The 12,931-nt window shown below is 46.1% G+C and carries 27 protein-coding genes; all 27 read right to left on the bottom strand.

The features are described from left to right. Positions 1–12 precede the first annotated feature (12 nt). The 27 genes from rpsD to rpsJ all read right to left on the bottom strand — a co-directional run bounded on the left by rpsD (position 13) and on the right by rpsJ (position 12,725). Positions 13–639: a 30S ribosomal protein S4 gene (gene rpsD / locus JEY82_RS07365; protein WP_092159581.1), complete on the bottom strand. Its 627-nt coding sequence runs from the start codon at positions 637–639 to the stop codon at positions 13–15. A 19-nt stretch (positions 640–658) separates the two neighbouring features. Further along, entirely contained in the window at positions 659–1,048 is a 390-nt protein-coding gene (gene rpsK, locus JEY82_RS07360) for a 30S ribosomal protein S11 (RefSeq protein ID WP_092159587.1), read from the bottom strand. Positions 1,049–1,133: 85 nt separating this feature from the next. Then, positions 1,134–1,505, bottom strand: a complete 372-nt coding sequence (gene rpsM / locus JEY82_RS07355) for a 30S ribosomal protein S13 (protein WP_304084346.1) — start codon at positions 1,503–1,505, stop codon at positions 1,134–1,136. Positions 1,506–1,517: 12 nt separating this feature from the next. Then, positions 1,518–1,631, bottom strand: coding sequence for a 50S ribosomal protein L36 (gene rpmJ / locus JEY82_RS07350; protein WP_005027799.1), 114 nt, complete (start codon positions 1,629–1,631; stop codon positions 1,518–1,520). Positions 1,632–1,829: 198 nt separating this feature from the next. Next, positions 1,830–2,597, bottom strand: a complete 768-nt coding sequence (map, locus tag JEY82_RS07345; RefSeq protein ID WP_304084342.1) for a type I methionyl aminopeptidase — start codon at positions 2,595–2,597, stop codon at positions 1,830–1,832. A gap of 5 nt (positions 2,598–2,602) precedes the next feature. Next, complete coding sequence (secY, locus tag JEY82_RS07340) at positions 2,603–3,913, bottom strand: preprotein translocase subunit SecY (protein WP_092159594.1); 1,311 nt, start codon at positions 3,911–3,913, stop codon at positions 2,603–2,605. Positions 3,914–3,915: 2 nt separating this feature from the next. Continuing rightward, positions 3,916–4,362, bottom strand: a complete 447-nt coding sequence (rplO, locus tag JEY82_RS07335; RefSeq protein WP_092159596.1) for a 50S ribosomal protein L15 — start codon at positions 4,360–4,362, stop codon at positions 3,916–3,918. Next, a complete protein-coding gene (gene rpmD, locus JEY82_RS07330) occupies positions 4,359–4,532 on the bottom strand; it encodes a 50S ribosomal protein L30 (protein WP_304084337.1) in 174 nt (57 codons plus the stop codon). Before rpmD ends, rplO begins: the two co-directional genes overlap by 4 nt. A gap of 10 nt (positions 4,533–4,542) precedes the next feature. Continuing rightward, the gene (gene rpsE, locus JEY82_RS07325) at positions 4,543–5,034 is read right to left on the bottom strand and encodes a 30S ribosomal protein S5 (protein WP_092160357.1); all 492 of its coding nucleotides are present in this window, start codon (positions 5,032–5,034) and stop codon (positions 4,543–4,545) included. Positions 5,035–5,050: 16 nt separating this feature from the next. Next, positions 5,051–5,410, bottom strand: coding sequence for a 50S ribosomal protein L18 (gene rplR, locus JEY82_RS07320; protein WP_304084334.1), 360 nt, complete (start codon positions 5,408–5,410; stop codon positions 5,051–5,053). Positions 5,411–5,419: 9 nt separating this feature from the next. Further along, entirely contained in the window at positions 5,420–5,956 is a 537-nt protein-coding gene (gene rplF, locus JEY82_RS07315) for a 50S ribosomal protein L6 (RefSeq protein ID WP_304084332.1), read from the bottom strand. A 12-nt stretch (positions 5,957–5,968) separates the two neighbouring features. Continuing rightward, positions 5,969–6,352 carry a 30S ribosomal protein S8 gene (rpsH, locus tag JEY82_RS07310; protein WP_092159606.1) on the bottom strand — a complete coding sequence of 128 codons (384 nt, stop codon included), beginning with the start codon at positions 6,350–6,352 and terminating at the stop codon, positions 5,969–5,971. Between the two features lie 15 nt (positions 6,353–6,367). Then, complete coding sequence (locus JEY82_RS07305) at positions 6,368–6,553, bottom strand: type Z 30S ribosomal protein S14 (protein ID WP_084153995.1); 186 nt, start codon at positions 6,551–6,553, stop codon at positions 6,368–6,370. 9 nt (positions 6,554–6,562) lie between these two features. Further along, on the bottom strand, positions 6,563–7,102 hold the full coding sequence (gene rplE / locus JEY82_RS07300; RefSeq protein WP_092159608.1) for a 50S ribosomal protein L5: 540 nt from the start codon (positions 7,100–7,102) through the stop codon (positions 6,563–6,565). A 9-nt stretch (positions 7,103–7,111) separates the two neighbouring features. Continuing rightward, a complete protein-coding gene (rplX, locus tag JEY82_RS07295; RefSeq protein ID WP_304084327.1) occupies positions 7,112–7,429 on the bottom strand; it encodes a 50S ribosomal protein L24 in 318 nt (105 codons plus the stop codon). A gap of 30 nt (positions 7,430–7,459) precedes the next feature. After that, positions 7,460–7,828, bottom strand: a complete 369-nt coding sequence (gene rplN, locus JEY82_RS07290; RefSeq protein ID WP_092159611.1) for a 50S ribosomal protein L14 — start codon at positions 7,826–7,828, stop codon at positions 7,460–7,462. 11 nt (positions 7,829–7,839) lie between these two features. After that, positions 7,840–8,106: a 30S ribosomal protein S17 gene (rpsQ, locus tag JEY82_RS07285; RefSeq protein WP_031479671.1), complete on the bottom strand. Its 267-nt coding sequence runs from the start codon at positions 8,104–8,106 to the stop codon at positions 7,840–7,842. A gap of 3 nt (positions 8,107–8,109) precedes the next feature. After that, entirely contained in the window at positions 8,110–8,304 is a 195-nt protein-coding gene (gene rpmC / locus JEY82_RS07280) for a 50S ribosomal protein L29 (RefSeq protein WP_304084320.1), read from the bottom strand. A 1-nt stretch (position 8,305) separates the two neighbouring features. Then, positions 8,306–8,719, bottom strand: a complete 414-nt coding sequence (rplP, locus tag JEY82_RS07275) for a 50S ribosomal protein L16 (protein WP_092159613.1) — start codon at positions 8,717–8,719, stop codon at positions 8,306–8,308. Next, positions 8,719–9,360 carry a 30S ribosomal protein S3 gene (rpsC, locus tag JEY82_RS07270; RefSeq protein ID WP_092159614.1) on the bottom strand — a complete coding sequence of 214 codons (642 nt, stop codon included), beginning with the start codon at positions 9,358–9,360 and terminating at the stop codon, positions 8,719–8,721. Before rpsC ends, rplP begins: the two co-directional genes overlap by 1 nt. 9 nt (positions 9,361–9,369) lie before the next feature. Then, on the bottom strand, positions 9,370–9,702 hold the full coding sequence (gene rplV / locus JEY82_RS07265) for a 50S ribosomal protein L22 (RefSeq protein WP_092159615.1): 333 nt from the start codon (positions 9,700–9,702) through the stop codon (positions 9,370–9,372). Between the two features lie 12 nt (positions 9,703–9,714). Then, positions 9,715–9,996, bottom strand: coding sequence for a 30S ribosomal protein S19 (rpsS, locus tag JEY82_RS07260; RefSeq protein ID WP_015337856.1), 282 nt, complete (start codon positions 9,994–9,996; stop codon positions 9,715–9,717). Between the two features lie 9 nt (positions 9,997–10,005). Next, on the bottom strand, positions 10,006–10,836 hold the full coding sequence (rplB, locus tag JEY82_RS07255) for a 50S ribosomal protein L2 (protein WP_092159616.1): 831 nt from the start codon (positions 10,834–10,836) through the stop codon (positions 10,006–10,008). A gap of 3 nt (positions 10,837–10,839) precedes the next feature. Then, positions 10,840–11,130: a 50S ribosomal protein L23 gene (gene rplW / locus JEY82_RS07250; protein ID WP_092159617.1), complete on the bottom strand. Its 291-nt coding sequence runs from the start codon at positions 11,128–11,130 to the stop codon at positions 10,840–10,842. A gap of 2 nt (positions 11,131–11,132) precedes the next feature. Next, positions 11,133–11,753 carry a 50S ribosomal protein L4 gene (gene rplD, locus JEY82_RS07245; protein WP_092159619.1) on the bottom strand — a complete coding sequence of 207 codons (621 nt, stop codon included), beginning with the start codon at positions 11,751–11,753 and terminating at the stop codon, positions 11,133–11,135. A gap of 11 nt (positions 11,754–11,764) precedes the next feature. Then, on the bottom strand, positions 11,765–12,397 hold the full coding sequence (gene rplC / locus JEY82_RS07240) for a 50S ribosomal protein L3 (RefSeq protein ID WP_092159620.1): 633 nt from the start codon (positions 12,395–12,397) through the stop codon (positions 11,765–11,767). A 10-nt stretch (positions 12,398–12,407) separates the two neighbouring features. Continuing rightward, a complete protein-coding gene (gene rpsJ, locus JEY82_RS07235; protein WP_085100847.1) occupies positions 12,408–12,725 on the bottom strand; it encodes a 30S ribosomal protein S10 in 318 nt (105 codons plus the stop codon). Positions 12,726–12,931: the final 206 nt, after the last annotated feature.

The raw sequence follows: 12,931 nt of genomic DNA, 5'->3' as shown, positions 1-12,931 counted from the left end.
CACTAATCCTTCTTATTTGGAGTACAGCTCGACAATCAGCTGTTCGTTGATAGGGAACTGTATGTCTTCCCTAGTCGGCATCGCTTTTACTTCACCCTTAAAGGCTGCACCGTCGGACTGGAGCCATTCAGGACATCCACGACGAGCAATAACTTCTTGAGCTTCGAGAATTACCGGAATTTTACGGGATTCTTCGCGAACTTCAATAACATCACCGGGCTTTACCTGCATGGAAGGAATGTCTACACGCCTTCCATTTTTATTGAAGATGCCGTGTCTAACAAGCTGGCGAGCCTGATTGCGAGAATTGGCAAATCCCAAACGGTAAATAGTGTTGTCAAGGCGACTTTCAAGAATAATGAGAAGGTTCGCACCGGTTACACCCTTCATGGAATCAGCGCGCTTAAAATAACCGCGGAACTGACCTTCAAGGATACCGTACATGCGACGCACTTTCTGCTTCTCACGAAGCTGAATTGCGTAGTCACTCATTTTCTTTCTCATGCGTCCAGCAATACCAGGCGCATAGGGACGACGTTCATATGAACACTTATCAGTAAAGCAGCGGTCGCCTTTGATGAAGAGCTTTTCGCCTTCTCTGCGGCAGAGTCTGCATTTTGCTTTTGTATATCTAGCCAAGGTTTTTCTCCTGCGAACGTTAGACCCTGCGGCGCTTCGGCGGACGACAGCCGTTGTGCGGTATGGGCGTGATATCGCGAATGAAGTTAACCTTCATACCGATGTTACCGATGGCGCGCATAGCAGCCTCACGACCGGAACCGGGGCCTTTTACAAAGATTCCCACGGTACGCATACCCTGGTCTTGAGCTTTTCTAGCGGCGGTTTCTGCAGCAATCTGTGCAGCAAAAGGAGTAGATTTTCTAGATCCTTTAAAACCGGATGCGCCGGAAGTAGCCCAACTGATTACGTTACCTTTTAAATCAGTGAAGGTAATTATAGTATTATTGAATGTTGCTTTAACGTGAGCGAGGCCCACAGGAACATTCTTTTTTTCTTTTTTCTTGCCGGAACGGCGAGGTCTAGCCATACCATTCTCTCCAGATGAGTTGAATTTATACCAGCAGAACGAAGACCTGATAAAGCCGGGTCCCAAAACTGCGGATTGGTCTTATTTACTTCTTCTTCCTACTCATTACTGAGCGACGTGGACCCTTACGAGTCCTTGCGTTGGTTTTGGAACTCTGACCGCGTACGGGCAGTCCGCGACGATGGCGGAGTCCACGGTAACTACCAATGTCCATCAAGCGCTTAATATCAGCAACTTGATTGCGACGGAGGTCACCTTCAACTTTATAGTTATCTTCAAGTTCTTTACGAATGGTGTTGACTTGATCACCACTAAGGTCATCAGTTTTCAACATCCAGTCGATACCAGCGGTATCAAGAACCTTGAGTGCGGTAGTGCGACCTACACCAAAGATGTAAGTCAACGCAATATCCAAACGCTTATTTTTCGGAAGGTCTACTCCAGCGATACGAGCCACAGTTATACCTCTCTATCCTTGACGCTGTTTGTGTCTTGGGTTTTCACATATCACCCGAAGAACACCTTTGCGTCTGATTACTTTGCATTTGGGACAAATCTTCTTAACAGATGGTCTTACTTTCATGACCGTCTCCAAATAATGCAGTTTAACAGTTTAACCAATCGGGAGCTAGCCGACTGTGGGCCAATGATGTCTCAAAACCACCCGGCTAAAAGGCAGTTGAGTCCATGCTTAAGTCTTCCGTTGCCACGAAAATTCAAAAAAAAGATTTATACAGAACTATTCTACAAAAATCAAGCCCTGACAGGAAATTATCTAAAATTAAGACAGGCTCAATATAATCGGGCCATCTGATGTAATGGCAATTGTGTGCTCAAAATGGGCGGACAGCTTCCTGTCCTTAGTAACAGCTGTCCACTTATCAGATAGAACTTCTACCTCATATGTACCTGCTGTAACCATCGGTTCGATAGCTATAACCATTCCAGTTCTGAGATTCACACCAGGTAATCCGGCAGGAACAAAATTCGGAACTTCAGGCTTCTCATGCAAGTTACGGCCAATGCCGTGCCCAACGAACCTTCGAACAATTCCATATCCAAATGACTCTGCATACTCTTGAATCGCACGGGAAACATCATAAAGATTATTCCCGGGATGCGCTTGTTCAATCCCTTTCATAAGCGACTCACGAGTCACGTCAAGCAACATCTGAGTGGTAGCAGGAACTAAACCTACGGGATAAGTGCGTGCAGAGTCTCCGTAAAAACCTTTGTACACAACACCCATATCAATGCTGACGATATCGCCTTCATTAAGGATTCGTTCGTTGGATGGAAACCCATGAACAATTTCCTCATTGACGGAACAACACAAAGCAAAAGGAAAACCGTGATACCCCTTAAAGGCGGGTACTACCCCAAAATCTTCACAAGCTTTATCAGCAATTTCCTCGAGTGCCATAGTACTGATACCTGGCCTAACTGCTTCGCTTAACATATCGAGAATTGTAGAAACAAGACGATTGGCCTCACGCATGAGGCCAATCTCTTTTTCATTTTTGAGGTATATCCCTCTATACTTCTTCAAAACTACTACCTGCCCTTAACCTTGCTTCCTTTGCCCATGAGTCCGTCATATTGACGTGAAATCAAGTAAGATTCTATCTTGCCCATGAAATCCATGGACACACCTACTACAATCAACAGTGCAGTTCCTCCGAAATAGAAAGGAACATTGAACTGAGATATTAACAACATGGGAAGTACGCAGATCGCGGCAACATACAAAGAACCCCAAAGAGTAATCCTTGCAAGAACTCGGTCGATGTACTCGCGAGTTTTTGTGCCCGGGCGGATACCAGGAATAAAGCCACCCTGTTTCTGAATATTTTCTGCAATTCCTTTAGGATCAAAAATGATCGCTGTATAGAAGTAGCAGAAAAAGATAATCAGGGAGATGAATATAAGGTTATAAATTATGGAGTCCGGCGTAAAATGCGCGGACATCTTTGACAGCCACTCGTTATTAGAGAAACTAGCCAAAGTGGTAGGAAAGAGCAGAATACTTGAAGCAAAGATAGGAGGAATAACACCGGCAGTGTTAATTCTAAGAGGCAAATGTGTAGTCTGCCCTCCCATCATTTTCCGTCCCATCATACGCTTAGCATAATGAATCGGTATTCTACGCTGACCTCGTTCCATAAACACGATAAAAGCTAAAATCGCGATCATGAATGCTAAAATAAAAATAAGCAGAAAGAGAGTAATCTCTCCAGCCTGCATCAATCTAACGGTATTAAAAATAGCAGATGGAAGACCTGCTACGATACCAGCAAAAATGATCATTGATATACCGTTTCCAATACCGCGGTCGGTCATTTGTTCACCGAGCCACATCAAGAAAACGGTTCCAGCTGTTAAAGTGAGAATGGTTATTAAGCGGAAGGTCCATCCAGCATAAAGGACAACAGGCGCACCAGTAGGACTGACCATACTTTCCAGTCCCATGGCTATTCCAAACCCCTGCACTATCGTAATGAGTACAGTGGCGTACCTGGTATACTGGGTAATCTTCTTGCGTCCCTGAGCCCCTTCCTGACTAAGTCTTTTAAGGTCCGGACTTACTACATTAAGAAGTTGGATGATAATAGACGCGGAGATATAGGGCATGATGCCTAACGCGAATATAGACAGATTACGCAACCCGCCACCGGAGAACATGTCAAAAAGGCCGAAGAGAGTGTTTGAAACACTCTCAAAAAAGTCGGCCAATGCAGCGCTGTCTACACCGGGAACCGGGATATGAATCCCGGCCCGGTAGACAGCCAGAAGAAGAAAAGTCCAAAGGATTTTTTTCTTCAGTTCCGGCAGTCGGGAAAGATTGTCAACTCCAGCAGTTGCCACAATTATCCTTCCAGAGCTGTGGCCGTTCCGCCGGCCTTGGTGATTTTTTCAGTTGCAGACGCGCTGAAACGGTGTGCTTCGATAGTTATCGCTGCACTGACTTCACCCATTCCAAGAACTTTTACGAGAGCTGTCTTTTTGCAAAGACCACGATCATAAATATCCTGAAGAGTGATTTCAGTTTTACCTTCAAAGGCTCCAAGAATTGCTCCAATATTCAAAGCAACATATTCCTCACGGAAAGGATTCTTGAAACCGCGTTTAGGCAAGCGGCGAGCTAGAGGCATCTGTCCACCTTCGAACCAGGCAGGGACACCACCGCCAGAACGTGCGTTCTGACCTTTATGACCTTTTCCTGAGGTTCCCCCCATTCCAGATCCACCACCGCGACCTACGCGTTTGCGATTTTTGCGTTCCTCAGGGAACGGATATAATTCATGCAGCCTCATGATTCTGTTACCTCCACAAGGTGCGAAACTTTATTGATCATGCCTCGAATAACGAGGTTATCTTCAAAGCTTTTCTCTTGCCTGATCTTACGCAATCCCAGAGCCACAAGAGTCTTGCGCTGTTTAGGATTGCAACCGATCTTGCTGCGAATAAGTTTAACTTTAAGCATTTCAGTACTCCTACTTTCTGGGAGTCACAACTTTCTTCCCGCGAAGCAGAGAAACTTCATCTGCGCTACGCAGAGAAGCAAGCCCGGCGATAGTCGCGCGAAGTACATTATGCGGATTATTGGTGCCGATAGCCTTAGTAAGGATATCATGAACGCCTACAACTTCAAGCACCGCACGGACAGGACCACCGGCAATAATTCCGGTACCCTTTGAAGCGGGTTTAAGCATAACACGTCCGGCACCATAACGGCCCAGAACTTCATAAGGAAGAGTTCCGTCGAGAAGAGGTACGGAAATCATGTCTTTCCGTGCTCTTTCTGAAGCTTTTCTAATAGCTTCAGGAACTTCGTTAGCCTTACCAAGTCCAAAACCGACTTGACCTTTACCGTCACCTACCACAACCAGGGCACTGAAGGAGAACCTTCTACCGCCCTTTACCACTTTAGCGACTCGGTTGAGATAAACGATTTTTTCAATCAGACCCAGATCATTCTGTTCCATGGAGATTCCCATAAGTTTAGAATTTCAGGCCACCCTCACGAGCGCCGTCTGCAAGGGCCTTGACCCTGCCGTGATAGATATATCCGCCGCGGTCGAAAACGACCTTGTCGATATTCAATTCCTTAGCCTTGGCAGCAATATCCTTACCAACAGCTTCAGCGGTCTTGCAGGTGAGCTTCACAGCATCGTCACCCTTAACAAGAGCGCAAGAAGAGGAAGCGGTCACGGTTTTGCCAATCAGATCATCTACGAGCTGAGCGTAGATGTACTTGTTTGAACGGAAAACAACAAGACGAGGACGCGAAGCAGTACCACTAATCTTTTTACGGATACGTACTTTTTTACGACGTCTTGCCTGTTCTTTAGTCATTTTCATGGCTGTACCCTATTTTTTACCGGACTTACCGGCTTTACGTCTGATCTGTTCATCAATGTATTTAATACCCTTGCCTTTGTAAGGTTCAGGTGGACGTACACGACGAACTTGTGCGGCAACTTCGCCAACGAGTTGTTTATCAATCCCGTTAACGGTAAGCTTGCTACCTTCTGCTTTGGCTTCTATGCCAGCAGGAAGCGGGAACTGTACAGGGTGAGAATATCCTACGTTAAGTATGATGTTCTTGCCCTGAACGGATACCTTATAACCGACACCTACAACTTCCAATGTTTTGGAGTAGCCTTTAGAGACTCCTTCAATACAATTGAAAAGAAGTGTGCGATGCAGGCCGTGTTGTGCACATTCCTGGCGAGTTTCGCCAGACCTCATTACCTCAACCACACCGTCAGCTATTTTATAGCTGACCATGGGGTGTATAGGAGTAGAAATAGATCCCTTAGGACCTTTAACCGAAACTGCATCAGCTCCGATAGTCACTTCTACACCAGAAGGTATATCAATAGGTTTTTTTCCAATTCTGGACATCTTAAACCCTCTCTACCAGATTTCGCACAAGAGCTCGCCACCGACATTCAAGTCTTTCGCCTTGACTCCGTCAACTACGCCCTTTGAAGTGGAAAGTATGCAAATCCCGAGTCCATTAAGGACACTGGGAATATCTTCAACGCCTACAAATACGCGCCTTCCGGGTGTGCTGATTTTTTTCATACCGCTAATAAGCGATTTTCCATCAACATACTTAAGTGTCACGGTAATATCTTTGTCTTCAGTAGTGAAGTCAACGATATAACCTTCATCCTTAAGGATTCCGGCGATTGCGGTTTTAATTTTTGACCCGGGAATGAACACGGACTTATGGTAAGCACCGTGCGCATTACGAATGCGGGTCAGCATATCGGCGATTGGATCGACAACAGGCATTTCAAACTCCTTATATTACCAGCTGGCTTTACGCACGCCGGGAAGTTCACCCGCGAGGGCCTTTTCCCTGAAACAAATACGGCATACGCCATATTTCCGCAGGAATGCACGTGGACGTCCGCATATGGGACATCTATTATAACCGCGCACCTTGAACTTAGGCTTACGTCTAGCCTTAACTTTTAACGCTGTTCTGGCCACACCGACCTCCTATTTCTTGAAGGGCATACCAAGAAGCTCGAGGAGCATCTTGCCTTCTTTGTCAGTTTTAGCGGAGGTGACGATAGTCACATTCATCCCTTTGGTAAGCTCGATCTGATCAAGCCGAATCTCAGGAAATATGGTTAATTCCTTGATTCCCAGAGTGAAGTTACCGCGTCCGTCGAATCCTTTGTCAGGAATTCCGCGGAAGTCACGTACGCGCGGGAGCGCAAAACTAACGAGTTTATCAAGAAAATCCCACATGTAATCCCTGCGAAGGGTCACACGGGCGCCTACTGGCATACCCTCACGCAGCTTAAATGCTGCAATGGATTTCTTGGCTCTGGTGACAACTGCTTTCTGACCTGCAAGAGCAGTAAGTTCAGATACAGCACCGTCAATGAGCTTTGCGTTCTGGCTTGCTTCGCCGAGTCCAATGTTAAGAGATATAGCCTTTATGCAAGGAATCTCCATTGAACTCTTGTACCCGAATTCTTTGTTAAGAACCGAGGCGACCTTGTCCGTATATATTTTTTCGAGACGTGTCATCGCAAGACCCTAGTCGATGATTTCGTTACATTTTTTACAAAAACGGACATTAATTCCGTCATTGGTTTCACGAACTCCAACTCTGGTTGCTTTTGTGCACAATGGGCACACAACCTGAATGTTGGAGATGTGAAGAGGGGCTTCTTTCTCAACAATACCGCCGGGCTGATTAGCATACGGATTAGGCTTAGTATGCCTAGAAACCGTATTAACCTGCTCAACAAGGACAGTGTCCTTTTTGCGGTTGATCTTTATGACCTTGCCGATCTTCCCCTTATCCTTGCCGGCGATGACCATTACCTTGTCATCAACATGTATCTTGTTCATGCCGTATAACCTTCTCTCGTGATAAGGATTTTAAAGAACCTCAGGAGCAAGAGAAACTATTTTCATGAAGCCGCTTGACCTCAATTCTCTTGCTACGGGACCGAAAATACGAGTCCCTACTGGTTCCATTGAGCTGTTCAGAAGAACGGCAGAGTTATTGTCAAACTTGATGTAAGACCCGTCAGGACGACCAATTTCTTTCTTGGTGCGTACTACGACTGCTTTCATTACAGAGCCCTTCTTCACTTTGGAATGGGGCATAGCTTCCTTAATGGAAACCACAATAATGTCTCCGACACTTGCGTAACGTCTCTTTGAGCCCCCAAGGACTTTTATACAAAGAACCTTTTTGGCGCCGGAGTTATCTGCTACGTCTAGTCTGGATTCTGTCTGAATCATGGCGTATACCCCTAAACTGCTTTTTCCAGAATTTTATCCAAATGCCACCTTTTGCGCCGGCTAAGGGGACGGAATTCTACAATCTGTACTTTATCGCCAATAACGCATTCATTAGCAGGATCATGTGCCATGAATTTGGTGTGACGACGAATGAATTTTTTATACAAGGGGTGTTTAACGAGAGTCTCAACACGGACGACAATAGTCTTGTCACCCTTATCGCTGACGACTTTACCGCTAAGCACACGCCTGTTTCCTTTTAAATTAAGCTCTGCCATGGCTTATGCTCCCAGTTCCTTTTCACGCTGAAGTGTCTGAATCTTGGCGATGTCTTTTTTGACTTCGACTAGTCTCTGGGTATTTTCCAACTGAGCAGTTGCGTGCTTGAAGCGGAGATTAAAAAGCTCCAATCTAGCAGCAGCAAGTTTCTCAGTTAGAGCAGCAGTATCGAGTTCACGTAGTTCTTTAGTCTTCATTTTACAAACCCTCCTTAACTACAATAGTAGTCTTGACAGAAAGCTTGTGAGATGCACGAACTAGGGCTTCTTTAGCGAGCGCAAGGTCTACACCTTTTACTTCGTAAAGAATGCGTCCTGGTTTGACTGGTGCGCACCAACCAACTACGGAACCTTTACCTTTACCCTGTCTGACTTCAGCAGGCTTGGCAGTAACTGGCACATCAGGAAAAATCCTGATCCAGACTTGTCCACCACGTTTAATGTGTCGCATAATAGCGATACGTGCGGCTTCAATCTGGTTGTTACTCAGTTTTCCGTGCTCCAAAGTCTTAATGGCGATATCACCAAATGCGATTGTGGAACCACGCTGAGCTTTACCCTTGTTACGACCTTTCTGGCGTTTACGGAATTTCATTTTTTTAGGTGAAAGCATTACTGTTTCACCTCGTGATCAAGAATTTCTCCTTTAAAGATCCAGACCTTAACGCCGATGACACCGTAAGTGGTACTTGCTCTCGCAACACCATAATCAATGTCAGCTCTAAGGGTCTGAAGAGGAACGCGGCCATCGCGGTACCATTCAGTACGAGCGATTTCAGCACCGGCCAAACGACCAGCACATGCAACCTTGATTCCCTCTGCTCCAAATTTGCGAGCAAGACCTACAGTACGTTTCATCGCACGACGGAAAGCTACACGGCGTTCGAGTTGCTGAGCAATATTCTCTGCAACGAGCTGCGCGTCTGTTTCAGGACGGCGAATTTCACTTACTTCAAGGGCAAATTCTTTATTATATTTTTGACGAAGATCATTGCGGAGTTTTTCGATTTCAACACCTTTACGACCGATAACAATACCGGGACGAGCAGTGTGAATGATGAGACGAATTTTGCCACCGGCACGTTCGATCTCGATCTTCGCTACGCCTGCATGAAAGATCTTCTCTTTAACATATTTACGAATGCTGTCGTCTTCACAGACGAAAGCGGGGTAGTCCTTTTTGCTGAACCACCTGGAAAGCCAGTTCTTGGTGTAACCAAGCCTGAACCCGTATGGATGTACTTTCTGACCCATGACACTACCCTACGATTCTTTTACTACGACGGTTATATGGCTCGTACGCTTCAGAATTCTGAACGCACGTCCCATAGCCCTGGGCTGAATCCTCTTCCAAGTAGGACCTTCGTCAATTTTGACGACGGATACTCGGAGAGTGTCAACATCCACTCCGGGAATCTGCTCTGCATTAGCAACAGCAGAATATAGCACTTTACTGAGCATTTCGGCACCCTTTTTAGGTGTGAATTTCAGTATGTTGAGAGCTTCCTCAACAGGCTTCCCTTTGATGTTTTCCGCTACCAAGCGCACTTTCTGTGCAGAAATGCGCATATATTTTGCAATAGCTCTAGCTTCCATTGCTTAACCCTTCTAGCGTTTGGCTTTGCTTTTCTTGTCTGCCGCATGTCCATAATAAGTACGAGTAGGTGAAAACTCACCCAACTTGTGTCCTACCATGTTTTCTGTGACGAAGACAGGAATAAACTTACGGCCATTGTGAACTGCGAAGGTCAGTCCCACCATTTCTGGAATGATGGTTGAACGTCTGGACCAGGTCTGAATTACCTTGCGGTCTCCAGAGTCCTGAGCCTTTACGACCTTTTTAAGCAGATGATCGTCTATAAACGGGCCTTTTTTCAGTGATCTTGGCATTACAGTCTCCTACTTCTGCCCGCGGCGTTTAACGATGAGCTTGGAAGAAGGTTTCTTCTTACTACGTGTTTTGTATCCCTTAGCAGGCATACCCCACGGAGAGCAAGGGTGTCTACCACCGGAGCTACGACCTTCACCACCACCGAGTGGATGGTCAACAGGGTTCATAGCAACACCTCTGACTTTAGGTCTACGACCAAGCCAGCGATTACGTCCTGCTTTACCTATAGTGATCTTTTCGTGCTGGATATTTCCAACTTGACCAATGGTAGCACAACATGTTGCGAGAACCTTGCGGACTTCACCGGAAGGCATACGCATAAGAGCATATTTGCCTTCTTTAGCCACAAGCTGAGCGTAAGTACCGGCAGCGCGACAAAACTGTCCGCCCTTACCGGGATGCAATTCTATATTATGAACGATAGTACCAACAGGGATATTCTTAAGAAGGAGAGCATTGCCGGGTTTGATATCGGCTTTTTCTCCTGCAATAATTTTATCACCCTGGTTGAGACCAACCGGAGCGAGAATATAGCGTTTGTCACCGTCTGCGTAATTAAGCAGAGCGATGCGAGCACTTCTGTTGGGATCGTATTCTATTGAAGCAACAGTTGCTGGGACTTCAACTTTATTACGCTTGAAGTCGATGATACGGTAAAGACGCTTAGTACCACCGCCACGATGACGTGAGGTAACTCTACCGTTATTGTTTCTACCAGCCTTTTTGGTCAACCCTTTAGTAAGAGCCTTTTCCGGTGTAGACTTAGTGATCTCATCAAATGTTGAGATCGTCTGGAACCGGCGACCAGGTGAGGTTGGTTTCAGTTTACGAGTAGCCATCTCTTAAACTCCCTCGAAGAATTCGATTTTTTCGCCCGCAAAAAGCTTAACATAAGCTTTTTTATAGCCGGACTGCTTACCGACAACGCGACCGAACTTTCTGCGAAGACCGGGTCTTTTCCTAATAACACGAACGGAATCGACTTTAACATCAAAAGCGCTTTCAACAGCTTTTTTGATTTCAACCTTATTGGCAGAAGGTAGCACATAAAAAGTGACTTGATTAGAAGTCTCTTTAATGTCGGTAGCCTTTTCCGAAATGACCGGTTTGATAAGAATCTGAGTATAGTCCATGACTATTTTAACCTCTCCTGCAGATCCTGTGCTGCATTCTCAAGCATAACAACCTGACGATGACGCAAAATGTCATAAACATTTATCTGGTCAGCGGAGATCATCTTGATGCCTGGGATATTCCTCGCAGAAAGGAGGAGTTTATTATCAGCATCCTTGACAATAATCAAGGCCTTGTAAAGTCCGAGAGTTTCTGCAACTTGAGCGAAAAGCTTAGTTTTAATCTCGGGAAGGTCTATATCCTTAATAATCATCAGCTGTTCTTCGCTGAATCTTGAAGTAAGAGCCATCTTGAGAGCAAGACGACGGACCTTTTTATTAACCTTGAAGGAGTAGTCTCTGGGCTGTGGACCGAAAGTCACACCACCACCCCGCCAAAGCGGAGAACGGGTGGAACCGGCACGTGCACGTCCTGTTCCTTTCTGACGCCAAGGTTTGGCGCCGCCGCCGCGTTTCATAGCACGAGTTTTCGTGGCATGAGTTCCGCTACGCTTTGCAGCGAGCTGAGCGCGGACAACAAGGTTCAGGATTTCGGGCTTGACCGGAACTTCAAATACTTCCGGAGCAAGATCCATGCTCCCTACTTCCTTTTTCGTTTGATCGTATATAGTAATGGTAGCCATGTTTTTTCCCTCTAGCTGGTCTTGCGGATCATCACCAATCCGTTCTTGGCTCCAGGAACTTGTCCCTTAACCACGAGAACGTTTTCCTCGGTGCGAACGTCAACGATCTCAATGTTGGAAACAGTGACGCGCTCGTTACCCATCTGACCGGGCATTTTTTTACCCTTAAAGACTTTACCAGGGAAAGTAGCGTGGCCGATTGAACCAGGTGAACGATGAACTTTTTCAACACCGTGAGATGCTTTCATACCTTTAAAGTTCCAACGTTTCATTACGCCCTGGAAACCTTTACCTTTAGATGTGCCGGTTACTTTAACCTTTTCACCTGGAGTAAAGATGTCAACAGAGATTTCCTGGCCAAGTTCATAATCAGCTACAGACTCAAGCGGGAATTCGCGCAGATGGCGGAAATAGCCTTTGCCGGCTTTATCCTGATGTCCCTTAGAGGGTTTGTTCACCTTGCGCTCGGGCAGTGAGTCGTATCCGATCTGGATGGCGTTATAGCCTTCCTTCTCTTTAGTCTTAACCTGAATGACAGGGCATGGTCCAATTTCGAGTACTGTGACTGGTACAATGCTACCATCGTCAGAGAACACGCGGGTCATGCCCAATTTTTTACCGAGTAATCCGATAGTTTTTGCCATGTTGCCCCCCCTATAGCTTAATTTCGACGTCGACGCCTGCGGGCAGGCTAAGCTTGCCAAGCGCATCAACTGTCTGCTGGGTGGGTTCAAGGATATCAAGCAGACGCTTGTGAATCCGCATCTCAAACTGCTCACGAGACTTTTTGTCTACGTGCACAGATTTCTGCACTGTTGTGCGGTGAATCTGTGTAGGCAATGGGATGGGACCTGCGATAGCTGCGCCGGTATTGCGGGCAGTATCCACAATCTCAGTTACAGCCTTATCAAGGATACGGTAATCGTAAGCCTTGAGCTTGATACGAATTCGATCATTAGTCATAGAAACCATAATAATACTCCTGAATAGATTCAGAGACGGCTAGCTTGCAACGGCTGAAAGGCTGTGAGGTTCCTCTCATTGCCTGGTATGGTCGTCCAGCCAGCATGCCGGACCTTATACCTTATCTCCGTGGTTTCACGGGCGACTCCCGTAAAAAATAAAGAGCCTCCCAAACACTGTGGGTTCGGGAGGCTTACTGCTTTTCAGCTGTCGCT

The sequence above is a fragment of the Maridesulfovibrio ferrireducens genome (assembly GCF_016342405.1).
GTDB lineage: Bacteria > Desulfobacterota > Desulfovibrionia > Desulfovibrionales > Desulfovibrionaceae > Maridesulfovibrio > Maridesulfovibrio ferrireducens_A.
This window is presented reverse-complemented; position numbering and strand designations above follow the sequence as displayed.